Genomic DNA, 22,047 nt, shown 5'->3' with positions numbered 1-22,047 from the left:
CCCATAGTAATGCCACCGTTTGTTGTTGTTGTTATGTCATAGGCAAATCTTAAATTTTTAAATAATCAGTTTAACCACTCTTGAATTGATATTACTACTGCTGGGTGTTCAGGTTTATGTAGTTTTACAATGGCCGTTTAATTTCTAACAATAACTTACTGATAACCAAAAGTAACGAGATACTTAACTGCCATTTAGTCAGAAATTATCCTTTGATAACTACATTTTGTAAATTATTTAAATGACATGATAGGAAGTTTAAATATGCCTGTGGGCTTTCGGGAAAAGATTACCTGTTATAGTTGAGGCGGGCATGCGTCGATCAAAATCAGCCATTTTATACGGGAGGGCATCGCACCATTGATTATAATTGAATATATCGCGAATTTAAATTTAGGATGAACCACGAAACTTACGCCCAAACCAGCCAAGCTATCGCCGGCCTGAATGCGCTTCTGTCCCAATGATTAAAAGCATATCTTAAGATTACTCCTGGTTACAGCGCGGCGTTTCGCCTGTATTATATACACTGCCTAAAAGGTTCCAAAAATCCTCCTGCGGACCGTAACTGCTTTGAAACAAGTCAATCTGCAACGGTCCGTGACCAAGTCACGATGTACCGGACCTCTTGGAAGAGCCTTCCAGGTTTTTACCATGTGCACAGATCGGATAAAAAGGGTTCGCTGATCCTTAACTTATAAATACCTGTTAAAATTTTAGTTGACCTGATTGAACATTTGTAAACAGATTGCCGCGATTCCACAGGGAACAGACTGTTTTGTAATTGTACTTTGCCTGTATTATCATTGCAAGAGAGGCTGATTCGCGTACCATCAATCCGACATCATTGTTACCCTCTACTGATCGTTCTTTGTACAGATTTATAAATAAACAGATCACAGGGCCAGTTACCATCCCTATTAATTCATTGTCAACAAGTTACAAGTACCAAGAACGCCATTTATGCTCCCAGCCCCCCCCACACCCTTTACACTGTTTCAAACGGTTTTGCCAGCCAATACTGCTGAAAGTATAAGTTTACTAATAAGTAAATAAGGTACCCGGCAACAATTATTCTTACGGAAGATTGTCGTGATTTAAGTAGGGCATTAATAAACTAATCGCTCTTACGGTTAGATAACGTGCAGCATCAACCTGCCTGAATGTTAAACGTTAAAATATTTTGGTTATAATTATCCATGTAATTTTTGGGTGTTAAGCCAATAATTAATTTAAATACCCGGTTAAAATTGGTTATGCTTTTAAATCCGCATTTATAAGCAACGGTATTTATTGTTTCAAACCGGTTCGCTATAAGTTTTTTACAAGCCTCATTAATTCTCACTTCATTTAAAAAAGAAACAAAGGTGTGTCCGGTGTGCTTTTTAAAATATCTGCAAAATGATTCAGGAGTCATAAATGCTACTTTCGCAACATCCTCCAAGGTTAATTCTTTGCCGTAATGGTGGATGATATAGTCGTAAATGATGCCAATCCGGATACCTTCATGATCAGTGATTGCAGGAAGATTTCCATAGGACAATGGATCAAGTTTTGTTTTTATATTAACAACCAACTTAAGCAGGTCGAAGAAGGCAATTAACTGGTCAATCCCCGACACCTGTTCTAAATTAACCATAGCACTTGACATTTTTCCCCGCAGATAAGCCGGAAATTTAAACCCTTGTTGATGTTGCCGTATAAAATATAATGTTTGCTTCATTTCCGGAAGGTCAAACGATTGCGTGAGTCTTCCCTCCGGGTTAAAAAATATGGTAAGTGCCTCTACTTCCTTATCTGAGCCTGTAAAAAAACAATCCGGGTTAGTCTTGAAAACGTGCGGCATATTAGCCCCGATGAAAAACATATCACCGACGGTATAATCATGCATATGGTTTCCTGCTATCAAAGTTCCTTCACCTTTTCTGATCCAGGTAATTTGTATCTCTTTATGGCGGTGCAGGTAAGGATAATGGCGCTTCTGGCAAACTTTCTCTGCGATCACAGTTTTATCGTAAGCGACAGGGATGGTAAACTGTAAAACTTTCATACCGGGTTTATTAATTATTGTTTAATTTACAATTAATAAATATAAAAAAGCAAGTTTTACGATTCTATGGATAATTTAATATTATAAAAGGATAATTTATTGCTTAATAAATCTTAAAAAAAGGATTTTATAAAAATGCAAAGTATTATAATTGTATTTTATACGATTATAATCAATAATGTGTGGCGATTTAGCTAACAATGAAAGACTTACTTGGCTTAAAATGGAAGATAAATAATTTATTTTGGAGCTAATTCGCAATAATTTTTGAATTTTTTGCCGAAAAAACGCTAAATTAATTTTGGAAAATTATATTGTGCAAAACATTTATACATGAATGTCGTTATACATCTATAGAAGATTTACTGAAGCTCGAAAATCAGATCTGTTTCCCCGCGTACGCCTTTTCCAGAAATCTGACCAATCTGTACAGGCCCCTGCTGGCCCAGCTGGATATTACCTATCCGCAATACCTGGTGTTAATGGTATTGTGGGAGCATCAAACGCAAACGGTAAATCAGTTAGGCGAAAAGTTATATCTCGATACAGGAACCCTTACGCCATTATTGAAAAGATTAGAACAAAAAGGACTGATAAACCGGATCCGCGGCAAGCAAGACGAGCGCGTGGTGATGATCTCTTTAACAACTTCAGGCACCCAATTAAAAGGGAAAGCAATACATATCCCGATAGAATTAGTTAAGTGCGCTAATGTATCCAACGACGAACTATTGCAATTAAAAGCTCTTTTAAATAAAGTTTTAGGCAAATAATGCGTACTACCAAAATACAAAATACAGCCCGTGTAGTTCTCGGTGCTTTCTTAGCCTTTGCGGGTGTAAGTCATCTTACTTTTAACCGGACGGAATTTTTAGCACAGGTACCTAAATGGCTACCCGTTGATCCTGATCTTACAGTCGTTTTATCCGGAATTGCAGAGATAAGTTTGGGTTTAGCCCTCATTTTTGCAGTCAGATATAAAAAATGGGGTGGCATTACGGCGGCCGTTTTCTTTGTACTCATTTTCTCGGGGAATATCTCACAATACGTTAATAACGTAAACGCCTTCGGCCTTAATACTGATAACGCAAGGCTTATAAGACTCTTCTTTCAGCCAATCCTTTTCCTATGGGCGCTCTGGAGTACCAATGCGCTTAAAAAGAATAGTTAATAATTATACTTTAAAAGAAATAACCAATGAAAATTCTATTTGTAGTTACCTCGCACGATGAATTAGGCGATACCGGCCACAAAACCGGTTTTTGGGTAGAGGAATTTGCCGCACCGTATTATAAATTTACTGATGCTGGTTATGAGGTAGTGGTAGCCACTCCTAAAGGCGGCCAAGCACCTATCGACCCCAACAGCGAAGCGCCTTCTGCGCAAACCGAATCTACCAAACGTTATTACAACGATGCAAAAGTACAGGATGTAATTGCCCATACTCATAAGCTTGACGAAATGAATGCATCTGACTTCGATGCAATATTTTATCCTGGCGGCCATGGCCCGCTCTGGGATTTAGCTAATGATGCAAAATCGGCACAGTTGATACTTGACTTTTACAACGCCGGTAAATTAGTTGGCGCGGTTTGCCACGCGCCCGGCGTATTTAAGAATGTAAAATTTGATAACGGCGGGCCTTTTGTAAAAGGGAAAAACGTTACCGGTTTCACAAATACAGAAGAAGCGGCAGTAAAACTGACCGATGTTGTACCGTTTTTAGTTGAAGATGAATTGAAAAGCCTGGGCGGAAACTATAGTAAAACCGAAGATTGGGGCATACATGTGGTTGAAGATGGTTTGCTGATAACCGGACAAAATCCCGCTTCGTCAGAAGGTGTTGCCGAAAAGATGATCGCCCGTTTAAAATAATTATTAAGAAAACCTTTTTAAGAAATGAAAACATTATATACGTGGATGCGACTGCAACCGGAGGCCGCAATGGTCATGTAAAAAGTAGCAACGGGGGTATTAGACCTGGAAGTTAGGGTGCCCAAAGTACTTGGCGGCGCAGATGACGATCATACCAATCCCGAGCAATTATTCGAGGCAGGTTACGCAGTCTGTTTTGACAGCGCCCTCAATTTAGTGATCAAACAAGAAAAGGCTGCTGCCGGTAACACCGCTGTCATTGCAAAGGTAAGCATCGGGCAAAACTATGAAAAAAGTGTGCAACCCGGTTGAAGGCTTCGTGATAGAGGTGAAATAAATTCCTTGTTAGTAGCCCTGTTAAAAAAAGGTTTTAACAGGGCTACATGGAAAAAATATTTTGGTTGACCCCACCTCGCCAATTTTGTTTGCATTTCTAACTGCTTGATTACAAAAATAGAAAGTGGTCAAAGACAAATCGGCCGACAGGGGTCAATAGACTGTGGTTTATCCACTGATCGCTAATTATTCTATACTTTGTGCCTTTAACATCTCGCCCCAGCGAGTAGGACTGTCTGTAAACTTTAAATTCATTGCAGAGCTATCGACAGATGCTTTGATTTTTTACGGTTTATATAATCGTATTAACTTACTTCGGGTTGGCGTATTTTAGAATTGCGGAACGATAGTTCACTCCTATAGGCACCTCTTTGTAAGAAGTTTCTATCGTGTTCCCGTTGATCGCTTTGATCGTTATAACTGGTACGATATAGGATCGGTGTACCCTGATGAAGCTTGCTGATGGTAAGGTTTCGGCCATCGCTTTCATGGTGGTGCCAGCTACCAGCACCTTGTCTTTCAAATGCAGTTTACAATAATTTTGCATGCCTTCGATCAATAAGATCTCTTCGAAATTCACTTTAAGCAGCTTGAGTCCGACCTTGACAAAAAAATAGCTGCTAAACTGAACCGTCGGAACTGGTCTCTGCCTGAAACGGTCCTGAACTTTTTCGAGCGCCAACAGCAACCTAGGCAATGCGATAGGTTTCAACAAATAGTCGACCACATTCAGTTCATAACCTTCGATCGCATACTTGTTATAAGCAGTGGTAAAAATGACCAAGGGCGGATTTTTCAGAGACCGCAGAAAATCGGTTCCCGAGATGATGGGCATTTTAATATCCAGGAACATCATATCGATCTTCTCGCTGTGTAAGGCTTCAAAGGCTTCCATAACATTTTCACATTCCCTTACCAAATGGAAGGTACTCAGGTTTTCCATATAGGCCTGCAGTAATTTACGCGCCTGTGGTTCATCATCAACGATCAAATAATTCATGATTTATCAATTTGTAATTCTACTGAGAAAAAATCATCCGCTTGATTTATTAACAATTGGTGTTTTGCTTTATAATAATGATCCAGGCGCATCCGCACATTTTGCAGGCCGATACCGCCACTGGCAATTAAATCTGTTTTTTTGTGGTATCGGTTGTTTATTTTAAGTAAGATAGCTTCGGACCCATTAACCAGTTCCACGTGGATGTCGATCTCGTTGGTAGGCAATGCCCCTCCGTATTTAAAGGTATTCTCGATAAAAGGCAGAAAGATAAACGGAGGAATCTGATAATCTGGATCCTGATCAGCCAGATTGATCCTGATATCAGCCTTTTCAGCGAAACGGACGAGTTCGATGGCGATATAATTGCGGAGCAGGGAAATCTCTTGGGACATAGTTATAAAATCTTCATTGCAATCATATAATGTTGACCGCATAAATTCACCCAGTTTGATCAGGAGGTCGACGGACTTGGCTTTTTCGTTCCGGACTATAAATGATTGTAAATTATTCAGTGTATTAAAAAAAAAATGCGGATTGATCTGTGCCTTAAGAGTGGATAGCTGTAACTGGGCGTTTTCTCTGGCTAGCCAGGCTTGCCTGATTGCCGATTGGTAAGCGTAGCGGATAAATTTAATGGACAACGGTATATAAATAACCTGAAGCATGCTGGGTATACTGCTGAATAAAATTTCGGTCAGGATTGTGAGGTTAAACCGGCTGCTACGCAAACGCTCCCAGAAATCCCCCCCGATTACCCAGGTATTTTTGAGATTGTAAAAGCCGACGACCAGTTTGATATGATAATCGCGAAGCAGCACGGCCGCCAGGTAATACAATAAAAAAAAAAACAATGCCGATAACCATTTTTTATGGCGGAGCAATGGCAAAATAAAATACACAAGCGGGTAATATAGGAAAAGCGAAAAGAATACCCCCACCAAAGATACAGAAAGGCGTTGCTGCAGATCAATACGGACACTGGTACTTTCCCCCATTCCGAAAAAGAGGAGAATAAACCAAAAACAGCTATGCAAAATAATTCGGTAGGGCGTTTCTGTAAAAGATCGGTCCCATAAGGTTTTCAGCCATTTCATGTGATGAATATAAGGTAATTCCCACTAATTACCGGATTTTCCTGACAAAGCGATGGAAATAAATGACGGGCGATGTTTTTTATAGCATAAATTCGATTCAGAGGTCCAAAACAAAGCCTCATCCGTTGTGGACTACTAGTAATCAAAATATTTTGCACTTCAGGCATGTTTGTAGTCAATTTATGAAAAATTAAAAAATGGTTAGAACTAGTGCTGTTGCTTTGATCGTCTGCTTGTTGCCTCTCCTGGCGACGGCGCAGCCAGGGAACAGGGATGCCCGGAAGCCTGCAGCAGGAGAAACAATGCGTTTCAGTTATAACACAGGGGCGCCTGGCGCTGAACTAAATGGCCATAACAAGCTCTTTATAAGGGTAACATCTTATTTTCAGGATGGTAGTCTGCGAACCTACCATCCCAGGCTTAGAAGGGTACAAAAACTTTTTGTGGCCTACTTCAGGATTCCTAAGGATGCTGCATCGCTTCAGGCGGTATTTTACGACAGGACTAAAGATGCGCGGCGTTCGGCGACTGAGTCCCCGGTTTACACCAGGGACACCCGGGTACCAGTCCGCGGCGCCTTTCTTCAAACCCTGTATACGGATAAGCCGGACAGTATTTTCCTGCGGGAGATCGTGCGTTATACGAATAATTTCCTGGCCTATGCCAAATACATTAACATTGTATCGATGATCAGGCCGGACAGCTCGGGCCAACTACAAATAGCCGGGCTCCGCAGGCGCCTGGAGTACTACTACCGGCATAGTAGAACGACGAGCAATGCCGGATTGCTGACTGCTTTATGCATTGCAGCTGTGAAAAATGGAGACCCTTTGGCGGGAAAAGAATACCTAACAAAGGCCCTTAATGATTTTCCCACAAGTGCAGAATCGGATTTTGCTTTCAGCATTTATAATTATGAGCATTATAAAGCTTCTGGACGCGGCCCAGGGGAGGATATCCTGCCTTTAATCAAGCGGATCTTCATGAAGTACCCCGCTGCGGAAATATCACGGGACCCCGACGTGTGGAACGCACTTAAGGATGATCTGTCCATCCCCGTTGAAGCTTTTGAAAAAGTAAGGAGGGCAACATGCCGTACCGGTACACTTCATTATTATGATTTGAACAGGCTTCCTGAATTATATATCGCGCGCCGGAAAAAAACTGACAGATGCCGTGTACTGCTAAGGCAGGAACTGGCTTACTTCCGAAGCGGTAGTGTCTATCGGGAAGGCGGTGTAACGCCTGGCGAATATCAGCTCTATTTATCACTAACCCGCCTGGATTTGGCCAGGCTTGCATTGGCACAGAAGGACTATCGTCAATCGGTCGCCCAGGCCAGCATGGCGATGCATATGATCAACGGAACCAGTATAGAGGGAAATTTCAAAAGGTTGATCCTGAGCGTCCGAGCTGAGGCGTACAGGCTTAGCAGGGATTATCAGCGATCTATAGAAGATTACAGGGTGTTATATAATGCGGCGGCACCTTCCATAAAGCTGGACTCGCTCCGGTTATTGTTTTCAGCGGACGCGGCAGCTAAAAGGACATTTGAATTATTTGCAGCTTCGTTGAAGAAGCGTGCAACTACAAATCAGGGTGGTGAATCCGCCGTGCACATACTGGATTTGTTGACCTCATCAATTGGCGGAGTTCCTGTTCGGATCGGTGACTTCAAGGATAAGATTATTGTGATTAATCTGTGGAGCATCAGCTGCGCGCCTTGTGTAGCCGAAATATCGCAGTTAAATAACCTGGTCAATTCCTTCAATGACAAGACAGATGTTGTTTTCCTGGGCATTACAACGGATGGGGCAGAACACCTGCGGTATTTTTTGAATCGACATCCGTTCAGCTATACTATTCTGCGTTATGATGGTGATCTCGGCAAGTCGTTCGGTACCAACGTCCTTCCGGCACATATCGTCATCGGTAAAAACGGCGCTGTCCTTGACAGATCGATTGGGGCAAGGGAGGATCTGGGCACATACCTATACCAGCTCATTAAAGACAATACTGACGGGGGGTGAGCATCGATATCAGAGGTCAGGCCGTTTTTCTGGCTCCGATCACCTTGGTTGTGAGACTTTCAAAGAAACCATTTTTATAGGCCGCCCCGATGCCGAATGTAAATTTGCCGTTTACCGTCACCTCGTTACCGTTAACTTCCGTGATCATTTCGTTATTGATGATGTATGAGCGGTGAATCCTGGTGAATTTTAACTGGCTTAAATTCATGTAGATATCAGTAAGGGAAATATATGTCTTATGCTTGGTCCCGTCTGTGAGATGTATCTGTATATAATTCAGGGCGCCTTCTATAAATATGATGTCAGAATAATTGATCCTGATGAATTTGCCGCGGGATTCTGCACGGATGAAGAAATGATTTTCCCGGGAGTAACCATTTAGCCTTTTCGCCAATTTCTTCAGGCTGTTCATACACTGTAAGAAGCGTTTATAAGATACCGGCATGAGCAGGTAATCAAAAAACTCATTATCGTAAGCTTCCAGCGCGTAATTCGGTTCTTCGGTAATCAGCACAATGGTAGTCAGGCTTCCGATCATTCCGGCCGGATCAGCCTCCGCTATCCGCTGCATACTGGCGTTAATGAAACAAACATCCGGTATTGACCGCCTTACCTGGTCAAAGCCCTTCCCGAAGCCAGTGAAAGAACCTGCAAATTCGAGGCCGAGCGTATCACTAATATGATTTTTAATAACCTGTGTCGAGTAACATGGTTGATCTTCGATAATACAGCACTTTAACATATTTATTGGGGGGATGTGATAAACATAGGTTAAAAAGACATTCGAGCTCCGGCATACCCGGCTTTTATTTGCTTTAAAGTATGAAAAATAGAGGGTTGGATTTCTGGACAAATGACGAATACGGCTAAAAAGTTGACAAATGCCCTAGATCAGCGGATGAATGATATTGACAATGATCATCAAAGCTTCAGGAAGTGGTTCAGAGATTTCCTTCGACCTGCCGATAGCCGGATTTATGCCATAACATTACCGGAAGAAAAATAAAGATGCTGAAAAACGAAAATATCACCCCTCCGAGAGTACCAACGGCAAAGGAAAACCAGAATATCTGGCTGCTGCCCTCAAACAGGAACGGGATCAAACCACATACCGCAGATATACTCGTCAATAAAATAGTACGCGACCTATTCGCTACGGCAGCAATCAGCATCCTGTTCCGATCCGCTTGTCCCGGGTTGTTTCTCCGAAGCAATACGTCGTAGTCGTAGATGATAAAGATACCGGCGTTAGCTACCAGCCCACCGAGCATAATGAAAGCTGCATAACCTCCCTGATCGAAAGAAACCCCAAATAGGTAGAAAACAAGAAATATCCCGATAAAAGAAACGAGGATGGTAAAAATGATGATCAGTGGTCGAAAAAGATTTTCAAACAAGATAGCGCAGATGATATAATTGACGACGATCAATAGCATAATGATGCTGCCATAAAGACCATTATCGTTTTTTTTCGTTCCGGAATCGTCGATCCGCTGCATCAGGTACCCTTGTGGGATCTTTTCTTTGAATTCCTTAATACTTCGGTCTAAAAAGCGACCGCCGAAGTCTGCAGATCCGTTATACTCAAAGCTGACAATCCTCACATAGGCCCTGTTCTCTTTATAAACGGCTCCAGGTATTTTATCTAAAGTCATCGCCCCGATATCCCTGAACCGGATGGCACGGCTGGCATTAACGAACAACGGGGAGTTAAGTAAATCCCAACCAGTTAAAGAACTGGCAGACATGGAATGGAAATAAAGAGAATAAAAGGTATTATCCACCTTGATGGCTGGGCTTTCGGAACTGCCACGCTCCCAGGCCAATGCATTGTTGATATCTTCGTGATTGAGTCCCCGCGCAGACAGCGCACTTTCATTCAAATGAAAATTATATTGCTGGGCAGGTTTATCTTCATAAGTATACCGGTCATTAAGATCAACTTTCCCAACGCGTTTGTTGGTGCTTAGTAACTGGCCGTAATCCGAGACCATCTGATCGAGCTTTCCCGCCTCATATCCTGTAATCTTGATCCTGAAAAAGGGTAGCTGGTTCTCCAGCGAATTACTGAAGCCCTGGCCAGATCCATAAATTCCCCAGACCACTCCGCCATAAAAGACCACTTTATTGGTAAGTAAAAGTTTTATTTGTGCAGGATACCCGGAATGATCGAACCCCTTCCTGAACAGAACCTCCATTACGCCCTGCTGCGGGGATGAGATCCGGGTGATGCATTTATCAATGCAATTGTAAGGCTTTAAAATGCTTTCCAGTGTCGTAAAAAGCTTGTCCATTTCGCTTAATGGTTTCCCCGCGGGCATTTCAGCACTGATGATCAGTCTGGTCTTTCCCGCGTCACGAAAGCCGCTTCCGTCAAATACATTTACTTTAAATAGCCGGAGCGCGCCGCCCGTGTATTTATCCAGGTACGGCCGGATACCTTGCTGGTAAAGTGCCGAGCCTATGGTCCGGTTGTAAAGCGGAGCGCTTTCAATTTTTTCCGGAAGGAGGAAAAAAGGAGTTCCAAAAGATAAGGTCACGATTACAAGAAATGTCTTCCTGATTCCGCTGATTCTTTCGATCATGCAAAAATAAAGCCGGTGCGACCGCTCAAAGCCGGCTTTATTTTGTTTCGCGGCCCCCAGGGACGGTTGTCCATGACCGGTGCGATAAAGCAGCCGATAAAGCGCAGTCGTGAATAAAAGGTTCGTTAGGAGCGAGGATACGAGGGCGATGCAGATAATCGTCGCAAAATCAACGAGATTTTGTTTTTCTTCATCCGGCAACAGAAAGACCAGCAAAAGGGATGCGATAGTGGTGAGTGTGGCCCCAAGTAGCGCAGTGTAGGACCGGATATTTTTATCCTGATGAAAGTAATCGAATATAATGATGCCGTGATCAATCATGATTCCGAAAGCAATGGTGATACCCGCCAGTGAATAGAGATGGATATGGATCGCCATAGCCCAGCAGCACCAAAGGAGCAGCCCGAGGTTGATCAGCAGAGTCCCGGTCAGAATCACAAACGGTCGCCAGTTATGATAAGAAACAAATAAAAGAGCGACGAGTATGGCCACGACAAAAAAACTTCTGATGATGTTATCTCTAAGCTCCGCGGCGATGTACGCTGCGTTGTCGTGTGTCAGATGGAACGAGCACCGGCCTGCCAGCATCGATTCAAATTCTTGGATGATCCGCTTTATCTGTCCGGCCATTTTTACCTGGTTTTTTTGGTCATCGGCATATATGGCCAAATTGACCGATCTTTCCCCGTTGATCCGAAATATGTTGGTTACCGGCTGATCGGCGAGGCTGATTTCGGCCAGTTCTTTCAGGCGGATCAGGCCTGAACGGGGGCTAACCACGGGGATGTTCCTGATGTCATCAAGTGAATTTATCGGGCGCAGCGACCGGATAAATAACTTTCCATGGCCCGGGTAGACAGCTAAACCATGATAGTATTCTGAGGTGTTTTTACTGATCGCTGATAAAAGCGATGATGGTTGAAGCTGAAGGGCCATTAACTTTTGTTCATCGTAAGTGATTGTAAGTTGCTGACTGGCATATCCGGACAATTCCACCTGCTTGATACCTGGCACCGCTGCCAGCTTTCGTCTGACAGACACCAGTAAATCGTTTCCCTTCTCCGCATTTTCCCTGAACGTCACGGCATATACGAGGAATGGCGTCTGTCGAAGCTTTGTCAATTCATCCCCTTTGATAACAGTTGGAAACGAAACACGGGGGGAAAGATGTTCCCGCAATTGCCGGACAGCCGCCATGATTTCGAAATACTTGTAATCCAGATCGGATTCGCTCTCAAATGAAACGACGATACGTCCCGAATTATAAGAGGATACCGAAGATATTTTCTTGATACCAGTAATGCCCGAAAGCGCGTTTTCCAGGGATTCTGTCGCCAGTGCCTCAGTTTGTTCCGGATCGGAACCGGCAACATCAAAATATACAGATATCTGATTAGTGACCGTAGTTGCCGGCAGATAACTTACCTTCAGTTTACTGATACAAAGGATGCTCAGCAAAGCCACTACCACGAAAAGGATGACAATTCTTCTGGGCGTCATTGATGAGGAGGCTTGACATAGTATAGCACATAAGAGCCCGGCGCCGGCTACTTATGTACCATCAGTTTCAGGGATGTGATTTCGTTGACACGATGGTCACTGATCTCGATTTTGTAGGGTCCTTTGATATCATGTGTATAATTTGCCGCATTTTCCAACAGCGCATAGCCTGGCAGGATCACCAAATTACTGCTGTCCACGATGCTTCTGATTGGGAGATCAGCATAGCGTATTTTACTAAATCCCGTAGTATAGAGGATATGCCTGTCAGTCCGGGGCACTTTACGCAGAAAAAACTCCAGGTTTTTAACGCAGAACTCACAGGAAGCATCAGCTATGAGATAGAATGTTCCTGAATTACGGTCGCTGATATGGTACTTTGTTAAAACAGAATCCGCCGCCCGAAACGGTCTCTGTTCATCTTTCCGGCTACAGCCGCATGATAAAAGACAGAATGTTAGCAGTGAAATGAGCACAGCGAAAGAGGTCTTATTCATAAGCTAATCTTAATTTATAAAGCTGTATATCTTCACTGGTCTTGGAGTTTCCGGAGATCATTACTTCCTTCCGGTTAAGTGCAGCTACATGGCTGTAAGGAGAGAATTTACCCGGAAGGTTAGTATAGAATTGCTTCCCGGTCTTCAAGTCGATGATATGGAGTACAGGAGTCACCAGCACCTTATTCTCCTCGAACTGGTTTTTAGGTATCCCGTCAGCGGGCAGCGGTTTCCAATAAAGCAGAAAGGCTTTGCCATCCCTGACATCCATGCTGTAATAATAAATATTGGCGTATCTCCATTTGAAATCTGTTTCCATACTTTTTTGCGGATCGCTGATACCCTGGTTAAAAGGGATGCCATACCCCGCACCAGAGTAAGGAGGAGAAACATGATAAGTTCTGAGCAGGTGCCAGTTTTGGTCGTAGGCATACAGGTTATCATCAAATTCATATTTTACATACCTGCTGCGGGTAATCGGGTCGGCAGCAAGCTGGGCTACCGGACTATCCCAGTCCTTTTTATTTTCCGACAGCGCAGATCTGATCTTTTCAAAGGACTGATATGGAAGAAATCGCTTTTTGCCTTTCACGTTAAAATCTTTATCCAGGTCAATTTCTATAATACTGCTGGTCCGTTTATATAATTCGGCTGAACTAAAACCGTATTGCGTGGTATTGGTGCTCAGGAATATTTTCGTCCCCTGATTATTCTTCTCAACAAAAGAGGTAGACTGTAGGGTGGGAACATAATCATAATCAATGTATTCGTTCAGGTAGATCCTTTTAACAAACTTCAGATCAGGATCAAATACCGAGATGCAGGGCGTATTGCCATCTTCTACCACGAAAAGGTAACCATCCGCAGAAAAATTCGGCTGTAAAAAAGTCCCGATGAACTGGCCGAGCAGATCGCCCTTTTTACTGATGTTTTTCCGGAAAACTCCCTTGCGATCTAACAAAGATAAATTCAAGGCAGGATGCTGAAACGCCAGTATGGAGTCCTTGGAAAATCTGCTGACGTCAAAGAACCGGAAAGATAACGAATCATTATATAAGGGGATACTGTCGGTGACCTTGAATGTCATTTCCCTGGCATCCGAGGGCTTTTTTCCGGCATGTCCGCAAGAGAAATTAATCGCACATAGGAGCACCATCGATGCGGCAAGAGCTTTGGGTAAAAGTGATTGTATAGGTTTCATGTTCGTGTAGTCATTGAGATGTATCCGTTAAGCAGGAATATGCCGGCCTGTGCTAAAACTTTCCGGCGGTCTGAAAACGGAGCCTGTGATCACAGGCTCCGGTAACGAATTAATTGGCAACTGTACACGGATGGGTACAGTTGTTCGCCGCGCCGTCACAAACCGAAATACCCTGCACGGTGCGAAGGCTGCCCCAGCAATATTGTACTGTTGCATTTGATTTGGCAGGCAAAACGATTCCTGATCCTACAAGAACGAAAGTTGCCACGATTTTTGAAAAGTTTTTTTTCAAGATTTTCATGATAATGTTTTTTAAGTAATAAAAAAATAATAATTGACTATTGCTGCCGGCCGGCGACAAAGCAAAATTATATAACAAAAAATTAAATAACAACAGAATATAATATTTATTTTATTTAATATTGAGAATATAATTCTGTATTTCTGTATTATGGGTTTAGTCCTCATATAATACTATTTCATATACGGATAAATACTATTTAATATAAAAAACAGTTTTTGCCCAGTACATCATTTATAGACAAACTAATAGGTATATGACAAAACAAGTACGTTTTTTTATCCCGATCACCTTCCTTTTCTGCCTATTTCTTTCTTGTAGCGGGGGGGATCAGGACAGTGTTCCGACAGATGTTGCCGGGCTGCAGGCATCGACCCCGGATCGTATTATGGTCGATACTATTCACGCGGAAGTCAGGGAAATGCAATTTAAAATAGAAGGCAACGGAAAAATCTACCCGGAAAGATTCGCCAAGGTTTATAGCCCTGCGAGTGGCGTTATCAGTTCGAGCAGAGCCGGCAACAGCGCGGTCTTCGGCATCGGCGAAGAAATATTAAAATTTGACACTAAAGACCTGCTCCTTAAGCTAAACCGTGCAAAGGAGACAGCGTTCAATAGTACAGTCAATTACAAAAGTGACCTGTTAAGCCAGGAGTCACTGTTAAAAAACAAAGCACCTGCAACGCTTGATACTGTTTATCATAAAATCAGATCGAATGTCGGCCTTGTTCAGGCGGAACTCGATATACAGGAGCGCCAGAACGAACTTGACAGAGCCGTAGTACGAGCCCCGTTCGGAGGGAAAGTGGCTAACCTAAAGGTGCATCAGGGCGATTTTGTCAGGGCTGGCGATGAACTATTTACCATCTATTCCGCAACGGATCTTTCTATGGAAACCGATCTTCTGGAAGAAGATATCAATAAGATCAGGCAAGGACAATATTGCACGGTTATTCCTTTGGCAACGAACAAGATACATAAGGCAGTTGTCGAAGAGATCAACCCGATCGTAGCGGACAACGGTATGGTCAAAGTCCGGCTTCATATTAACGAGCCCGGAGCTCTTTTGCCCGGGATGAACGCCCAGGCTACGATCAATGTCCCGGCGAACCGTGCGATCATGCTCCCGAAGCGGGCTGTCGTCAGCAGAGGCGGAAAGATGATCGTGTTCACGTTTGAAAACGGCCGGGCCGTTTGGAATTACGTCAACATCGGGCATGATGATGGTAAAGAAGTCGAAATACTTTTCGGCATCACTTCAGGCCAAAGCGTCATTATATCCAATAATCAGCAGTTGAACAGCGACAGCCCCGTAGCCATCAACAAAACCTCAAAATAACATCTATGGTCAGGTATTTAATCGCACGGCCGGTAGCTGTGTTAATGTCGTTCTTGGTGATCAGCATATTAGGGATACTTGCGCTGCAAAAAATACCGGTATCCTTACTCCCTTCTATTGATGTTCCGGTCATACTGATCAAGGTAAATTATCCGAATACCGCCGCCGCTGCTATTGAAAGAAATGTGACCAGTCTGATCCGGGAAAGTGTCATCAATGTAGATCACCTCCAGGATATAGAAACAACAAGTACCAACCACGCGGCGACCTTGCGGGTTTCCTTTCAGTACGGCACTAATATGAATTTGGCCTATGTGGACGTGAATGAAAAAATCGATAGGCTCATTAGTACGCTGCCATCAGGTATGCCACGGCCGCAGATTTCCAGGCTAAATACGTCTGATGTGCCGATTCTGAGAGTGCAACTGACCCCAGAAAGTGAAGCCCAGCTACCTGAACTGTCGGTATTGACCCAAACTTCGATCAAACGCCGGTTTGAGCAGATCGAGGGTATTGCACAGGTAGATATCAGCGGTGCCCAGCGTCCGGTGATCAAAATTATTCCTGATACCCGGAAAATGTCCGGGATCGGTTTAAACATAGACCGTATTGCTTCAGCAATAGATGCTTCTGCAACAGATTTGGGTTCATTAACCGTACAGGACGGTACTAATAATTATTTTTTGAAGCTTAAAGGCCGCACGCCGGGCATTGAACAACTGAAGTCCGTAATGATTCCCATTGATTCCGCGCATCACGTGACACTCGGATCAATAGCAGATGTTACTCTATACAGGGAGTCTCCAACAGGATACCATATTTATAACGGTAAAGCAGGGCTCGTTATCAATATTATGAAACAGCCGGGCGCTAAGATGAATGAAGTTCTGCCCCATCTCCTGAGTACCGTATCATACCTGCAAAAGGACTACCCCAAAATCAGATTTGCAACTACCCAGAACCAGAATTTTCTTTTGGAAGCCGGCATCAGTAATCTTGTACAGGACCTGCTTTTCGGAGGATTACTATGCATTTTGCTCTTATTTATTTTTTTGGGGAATTATGCGATGCCACTGCTAATGAGCATCAGTATCCCGTTATCGCTGATCATCTCCTTTGTATTCTTCTATATATTCGGAATATCTTTTAATATTATTTCGCTTTCTGGCCTTGCATTAGGCATCGGCATGCTGATCGATAATTCCATCGTCGTGCTGGATAATATTTACAGGAAGCAGCTTGAAGGGCTGAATACGGAAGAAAGTTGTGTCCAGGGTACCAATGAGGTCATAGTTCCGGTGATCAGCCAGGTGCTGACGACGGTGGCTGTCTACGCGCCGCTGGTCTACCTGAGTGGGATCGCAGGCGCACTGGTATACGACCAGGCCATCGCGCTGACCATATCACTAACAGTCTCGCTTTTGGTTGCATTTATGCTCAACCCCCTGCTGTACAAGCTGCTCATAGGAAAACGACAGATAACGCTAAAACAGGATACACAATTCTATTTGTGGATATCCGGCGGTTATCATCGCATGATCAGCGTTGTATTCAGGCACAAAAAACTCTTTTTCTACATCACGCTGCTTTTCATGCCTGCCTGTTTTATTATCTATCGTTTTATCCCCGTTGCCTCGCTCCCGCACATTGCGCAAAACGAAAGCCTAATGACACTTGACTGGAACGCCCCCTTAGCAGTCGAAGCTAATCGTTATAATACGCTTACAGCAACCCGTGTTTTGGACAAAGATGTTGCCTGGGAAGCTGAGATCGGTATAAGGCAGTTTGCCCTGAACGAAAACACTAACAACACACAGCACGCGGAAATCTACTTCAATTTTAAGAACGAAGCACAAAAGAGACAGGGAATAGCGAAGCTCGCACAAATCATGAAGTCCCACTTTCCTGATGCTACATTCACGATCACAGACGCACCGAATGCTTTCACCAAATTGTTCGAAGATAATCAGCCGTACTTTGAGGCCCGCTTCAAACCTATTTCTGCATCTTCAGGAGAAGTGGATTTTAAAACCCTGAAAAAAGCTCTAGCTGGCATAAACAACAATAACTGGCAATTCGGCCCCGGCTTCCAGGAGGAAGAAAATATTGACATGTCTTTCAAGGAAAAGGTGCTGGAAGCTTACCACATCGATGCTGAAGATGTCAGGTCGGAACTTAAAAGGGTTTTCGGTCCTTACAGGATCAGGCAAGGAAATGAAGACCAGGGGGAGTCGCTGCAACTAAGCGGACCGGAAGCTGATTTCACCACTTTGCTTGCCAAGTCGGTGATCAATAAGCAACATTCATCTTACCCACTTACTGCTTTGGTCGATTACGAACTTGTCGGACATCCCAAAAACGTTACTGCTGACAGGGCCGGCCCTTACCGATCAATCCTGTTTGCACAGCAAAATCATGATGACATTGATAAGCTCAGCGACTCCATTACTCAAATCGCATTACGTTCAAACTGTTCTGTTGCGTTCACGGGAAAGTATTATAGCAGTAAGGCCACTGTTAAAGATCTGGCAGTCATTTTCTTCATTTCTATCCTGCTGCTCTACTTTATTCTCGCCATGCAGTTTGAAAGCATCACTTATCCGCTTATTGTGCTGCTGACCATGCCGATTGGGTTGTCTGCAGCATTGCTGCTATTGTGGATCTCAGGCGGCACGCTGGACATCATGGCTGCGGTGGGCTTTGTGGTCGTACTGGGAATCATTGTCGACGATCCGATACTGAAAGTCGAAACGATCAACCGGCTGAGGAGGCAATTTCAGGAGTCAAATGGTTCAGAAAGTGTCGAACAACTGGAAAATCTATTACATCAAGCAGGTGAAATCTGTCTGAAACCATTGTTAATGACCTCACTGAGTACCAGCCTCGCGCTGATACCCGTCCTGTTAACGCCGGGAATAGGCAGCGACCTTCAACGACCGATGGTCTATGTGGTCATCGGGGGATTAACAATGGGGACATTCCTGGCCGTATGGTTTGTTCCTCTGTCCTATTTCTTTCTTACTACCAAATTCAAAATGTCAAAATAAAGATGAGGTACTTTTTGTTTATCTTATTACTTATTCCTGTCCTTGGCCATAGCCAGGAAAAGAAGGTCTATTCGCTGTCCGAGATGATCGCTTTGGCCATCCATAATTCTGCATCGGCCAAGCTTGCCAACAGTACCCGTCAAACCATAGCATGGTCATTCGAAAACTACAAGGCAACACTCAAGCCGCAAGTGGTAATCACCGGTAGTCTTGCGAATTATACTAAGGAATATTCCAAAATATCGCAGGATGATGGCTCATTCCGCTTTATTCCGATCAAACAAAATTACTCCAACCTGGGTGCTATTTTAAGTCAGAGTATTCTCGCTACTGGAGGTGACTTATCGCTGACCACCAATATGTCCAGATTCGATGACTTCGGGAATCGCTATAAGCAATACAGCGGAAGCCTCTATAACTTGGTCATTAACCAGCCGTTGTTTGCTTACAATCGGTTCAAATGGCAAAAACAGATCGAACCCTTGAAAATGCAGGAAGGAGAAAAAGCGTTCGTTCAAGAGATGGAAAGTCTGTCTGACAACATCGTAACTTATTTTTTTGATGCTATTGAAGCATCGGTGAATAAAAAGCTAGCCATTAAAAACCTGCAAAATATTCAGCACCTGTACACTATTGAAGATCGGAGAATCAGTCTTGGTACGACAACCAAGGACAAGATTTTGCAGTTAAAACTGAAAATACTGAATTCACAGCAGGACCTACAAAAATCGAATGTCGACTTTAAATCTGCTGTATACAAATTAAAAGCTTATGCCGGTATCAAAGACACCAGTCTGGCTGACCTGCTGATTCCGGAAAATCTCCCGGCAATGCAATTATCCGTTGACCAAGCTATTGCGGCTGCTAAAAAAAACAGGAAGGAATTTATTGCCTTTAAAAGACGCATGCTGGAAGCCAAAAGCAATTTGGAAAGCGCTAACCGGGAGCGTTATTCGATGACTTTGAGCGCCGTAGCAGGTGTAAATGGATCTGATGATAACATATATGGTGTTTATAATTCGTCGAGAGGCCAGCAACAGCTTTCGTTAAATCTAAGTATTCCTATCGTCGATTGGGGACGGAACCGGGGAAAGAGAAGCTTGGCTTTATCCAATTTAAAAACAGAGCAGTACAATATTGAGCTCGAGCAAATCGCGATTGAAGAAGAGATCGTTAACCTGGTTCAAAACACAGAGCTCATCAGTGACAATATCAAAATCGCGCGACAGGCTGATACTATAGCCAGTGAACGGTATGATCTGGCTGAACAACAATTCCTTATCGGTCGTATCGGGCTGACCGAATTGAATATCGCCTTAACGGAAAAGGATGAAGCTAAGCGGGCGTTTATAAAAAATCTCCGGTTGTTTTGGGAATCATATTATCATATTCGGAGGCTGACGCTTTTCGACTTCGTTAACGGAACGAAAATATCCTACGACGTCTCTGATTAAGCTTAACGTCTATTAAAAGATGGTAGGCGACGAGTTTACCAGTATTTATTAAATGGTAAATAAAGCTGCACGATACGCAAAGCAATAGTGCGGCTTTTTGAGTATTTAAAAACGCTACATTTTTAAGGATTGCATTGCTTCAGCGGATAAAATAACAGGCTTTAGCTTTTCAACTTTATTTTTTTACTTCTTTGTTTTGCAGCTTTAAATCGCTTATTGAACAGCGTGCTGCAAAATCGAGTGAAAATGTGTACATTGAACGTTTGTTTACAATGCACACATTTTCTTTGGATCGTGAAATTTAAACCCATGTATTTTAAATTTCCACAATTTAATTATCCACATTAACACCCGCCCCAACAAATCATCGTAACAATATCGGTCGTTGTATATCCCTAAAGTTGGAGCGTTTTGTAACATTTAGTGTCATTTAATGGTATTTAGTCATCCATAATTACAACTATTTACGTGACACTGAAAAATGAGGAACAAAAGACAAATTGGGAACCAAAAAAGCAGCAGAATTACTTTATAATGGTATCTCGTTTTGTAACAAAACTGGAGAAATAAACATAACTAACCAGACTAAAACCTTTCCGGATTCTTTGACATGTTCATTTTGTTGGGATTATTTAAAACCGAGGCCGATTGATACCACATCAGAAACTAAACCAACATTTTGCTTATAGTGGCCATACCGTATTTCCAGGTCATGTAAACTTCCCCAGCCCAACACACCTTTAGGCGGAGCGATCCTGAAACCGACCCCAAAAAACTGGCTGTTGAATTTTGCATATTCATAATTGCTGGTAAAATAAGTCTGCGATGCGCTATTTTGCTCGAAAGGAGCAAAATATTTGGCAGCAGTTTGCGTATAATATCGGTAGAACGGTGAAATGGACAAAAAAGGTGACACTTTATAAGTTATCTCCAGGTTAGCCGTATTTGATTTACTGCCCCAGCTGTCAGTATAATACCGATAATAGGACCGTAGAATAATATTATCTCCCAGGAAATAGTTTGCCCTACTAAATCCGAAGGATTTACCCTGGTTGGAAAGTTTGACATTGTCTGAAAAAGGGTAGCAATTGGCGACTGATTCTTTACCTGCTCTGCAGCCCCTCGTTAATCATGCTTAATGGCAGTATCCTACGATCAGGTATAACAGGTCCGACAGGCGTACGATCTTATTTCTATCATTCATATTTCGATTTAGATGTCACCCTCAGGTGTTTGTTACATAAAACTAAGATAAAATTACTCTGGAAGAGACTGTTCAAATACATTTGGACGGTAAGGCACTGGCCAATTGAGCTGTGTGACCTGGCTGAAATAAATCTTATCTCGGCAATAAACGTAGCGCTATATCGGTTAAGAATAATGCCAATTTCTGTTCTGCATGGTAAGATGAGGCTGGCGGCGAATATGGATGAAGCAAGGCGAGTAGTGTAATAGGTTAAATGTTTTGCCCACAAAAAAACCGCTTTATAATAAATGAAAGTCGGTTTTTGACAACTTTTCAGTTTAATAGAAAATCTACTTTTAGCCTGACCATTTTGTTGCCTTTTATTTATTGATCAATGAGAAAAATAAGTACGTTGTTTGTACTTGCTATCCTGTTAACAGTTGATAGCTATGCGCAGAAAGTTGATAAGAATATTAAGTCCGGACACCTGCCTGTTCCGGTTATCCCGGCTAAACTGCCGCCTGATAGTGTGTCGTTAGGCGATTCTAA

Annotated in this window: 17 protein-coding genes; 8 read left to right on the top strand and 9 right to left on the bottom strand. The window is 43.0% G+C overall.

Annotated features, from left to right (window positions below; translation table 11 throughout):
• Window positions 1–1,150 precede the first annotated feature (1,150 nt).
• Entirely contained in the window at window positions 1,151–2,050 is a 900-nt protein-coding gene (locus BLS28_RS16830) for an AraC family transcriptional regulator (RefSeq protein ID WP_091169805.1), read from the bottom strand.
• 314 nt (window positions 2,051–2,364) lie between these two features.
• Between BLS28_RS16830 and BLS28_RS16825 the strand changes: the two genes are divergently transcribed.
• The 4 genes from BLS28_RS16825 (at window position 2,365) to BLS28_RS31380 (ending at window position 4,237) form a co-directional block, all read left to right on the top strand.
• A complete protein-coding gene (locus BLS28_RS16825) occupies window positions 2,365–2,823 on the top strand; it encodes a MarR family winged helix-turn-helix transcriptional regulator (RefSeq protein ID WP_256337462.1) in 459 nt (152 codons plus the stop codon).
• Window positions 2,823–3,221, top strand: coding sequence for a DoxX family protein (locus BLS28_RS16820; protein ID WP_091169802.1), 399 nt, complete (start codon window positions 2,823–2,825; stop codon window positions 3,219–3,221). Before BLS28_RS16825 ends, BLS28_RS16820 begins: the two co-directional genes overlap by 1 nt.
• A gap of 26 nt (window positions 3,222–3,247) precedes the next feature.
• A complete protein-coding gene (locus tag BLS28_RS16815; protein ID WP_091169798.1) occupies window positions 3,248–3,925 on the top strand; it encodes a type 1 glutamine amidotransferase domain-containing protein in 678 nt (225 codons plus the stop codon).
• A gap of 117 nt (window positions 3,926–4,042) precedes the next feature.
• Entirely contained in the window at window positions 4,043–4,237 is a 195-nt protein-coding gene (locus BLS28_RS31380; protein ID WP_256337461.1) for an OsmC family protein, read from the top strand.
• Between the two features lie 334 nt (window positions 4,238–4,571).
• Here the strand turns inward: BLS28_RS31380 and BLS28_RS16805 are convergent, their stop codons facing one another.
• Both BLS28_RS16805 and BLS28_RS16800 read right to left on the bottom strand, forming a co-directional pair.
• Entirely contained in the window at window positions 4,572–5,261 is a 690-nt protein-coding gene (locus tag BLS28_RS16805) for a LytR/AlgR family response regulator transcription factor (protein WP_091169795.1), read from the bottom strand.
• Entirely contained in the window at window positions 5,258–6,259 is a 1,002-nt protein-coding gene (locus BLS28_RS16800) for a sensor histidine kinase (RefSeq protein WP_176844492.1), read from the bottom strand. Before BLS28_RS16800 ends, BLS28_RS16805 begins: the two co-directional genes overlap by 4 nt.
• Before the next feature lie 296 nt (window positions 6,260–6,555).
• Between BLS28_RS16800 and BLS28_RS16795 the strand changes: the two genes are divergently transcribed.
• Complete coding sequence (locus tag BLS28_RS16795; RefSeq protein WP_091169787.1) at window positions 6,556–8,388, top strand: TlpA family protein disulfide reductase; 1,833 nt, start codon at window positions 6,556–6,558, stop codon at window positions 8,386–8,388.
• A gap of 16 nt (window positions 8,389–8,404) precedes the next feature.
• Here BLS28_RS16795 and BLS28_RS16790 read toward each other — a convergent pair whose 3' ends face one another.
• The 5 genes from BLS28_RS16790 to BLS28_RS16770 form a co-directional block, all read right to left on the bottom strand.
• Window positions 8,405–9,130, bottom strand: coding sequence for a LytR/AlgR family response regulator transcription factor (locus BLS28_RS16790; RefSeq protein WP_091169782.1), 726 nt, complete (start codon window positions 9,128–9,130; stop codon window positions 8,405–8,407).
• Between the two features lie 199 nt (window positions 9,131–9,329).
• Window positions 9,330–12,473 carry an efflux RND transporter permease subunit gene (locus BLS28_RS16785; protein WP_091169780.1) on the bottom strand — a complete coding sequence of 1,048 codons (3,144 nt, stop codon included), beginning with the start codon at window positions 12,471–12,473 and terminating at the stop codon, window positions 9,330–9,332.
• Between the two features lie 47 nt (window positions 12,474–12,520).
• Complete coding sequence (locus BLS28_RS16780) at window positions 12,521–12,970, bottom strand: hypothetical protein (protein ID WP_091169777.1); 450 nt, start codon at window positions 12,968–12,970, stop codon at window positions 12,521–12,523.
• A complete protein-coding gene (locus tag BLS28_RS16775) occupies window positions 12,963–14,171 on the bottom strand; it encodes a hypothetical protein (RefSeq protein ID WP_143020798.1) in 1,209 nt (402 codons plus the stop codon). The genes BLS28_RS16780 and BLS28_RS16775 overlap by 8 nt, the downstream gene beginning before the upstream one ends.
• Window positions 14,172–14,280: 109 nt before the next feature.
• Window positions 14,281–14,472: a hypothetical protein gene (locus BLS28_RS16770; protein WP_143020797.1), complete on the bottom strand. Its 192-nt coding sequence runs from the start codon at window positions 14,470–14,472 to the stop codon at window positions 14,281–14,283.
• Between the two features lie 256 nt (window positions 14,473–14,728).
• On the opposite strand from BLS28_RS16770, the gene BLS28_RS16765 reads away from it, so the two are divergent.
• Genes BLS28_RS16765 through BLS28_RS16755 form a run of 3 tightly spaced genes read left to right on the top strand, consistent with a single transcriptional unit; the run spans window position 14,729 to window position 20,312 of the window.
• The gene (locus tag BLS28_RS16765; RefSeq protein ID WP_091169767.1) at window positions 14,729–15,811 is read left to right on the top strand and encodes an efflux RND transporter periplasmic adaptor subunit; all 1,083 of its coding nucleotides are present in this window, start codon (window positions 14,729–14,731) and stop codon (window positions 15,809–15,811) included.
• 5 nt (window positions 15,812–15,816) lie between these two features.
• Entirely contained in the window at window positions 15,817–18,858 is a 3,042-nt protein-coding gene (locus BLS28_RS16760; RefSeq protein ID WP_091169765.1) for an efflux RND transporter permease subunit, read from the top strand.
• A gap of 2 nt (window positions 18,859–18,860) precedes the next feature.
• Window positions 18,861–20,312: a TolC family protein gene (locus tag BLS28_RS16755; RefSeq protein WP_176844491.1), complete on the top strand. Its 1,452-nt coding sequence runs from the start codon at window positions 18,861–18,863 to the stop codon at window positions 20,310–20,312.
• Between the two features lie 628 nt (window positions 20,313–20,940).
• Here BLS28_RS16755 and BLS28_RS16750 read toward each other — a convergent pair.
• The gene (locus tag BLS28_RS16750) at window positions 20,941–21,324 is read right to left on the bottom strand and encodes a DUF3570 domain-containing protein (RefSeq protein WP_369596630.1); all 384 of its coding nucleotides are present in this window, start codon (window positions 21,322–21,324) and stop codon (window positions 20,941–20,943) included.
• Window positions 21,325–22,047 lie beyond the last annotated feature (723 nt).

Origin of the sequence: Mucilaginibacter gossypii (assembly GCF_900100945.1) — a bacterium.
Taxonomy (GTDB): domain Bacteria; phylum Bacteroidota; class Bacteroidia; order Sphingobacteriales; family Sphingobacteriaceae; genus Mucilaginibacter; species Mucilaginibacter gossypii.
The sequence above is the reverse complement of the archived record's forward strand: the minus strand, read 5'-3'. Positions and strand labels throughout refer to the sequence as shown.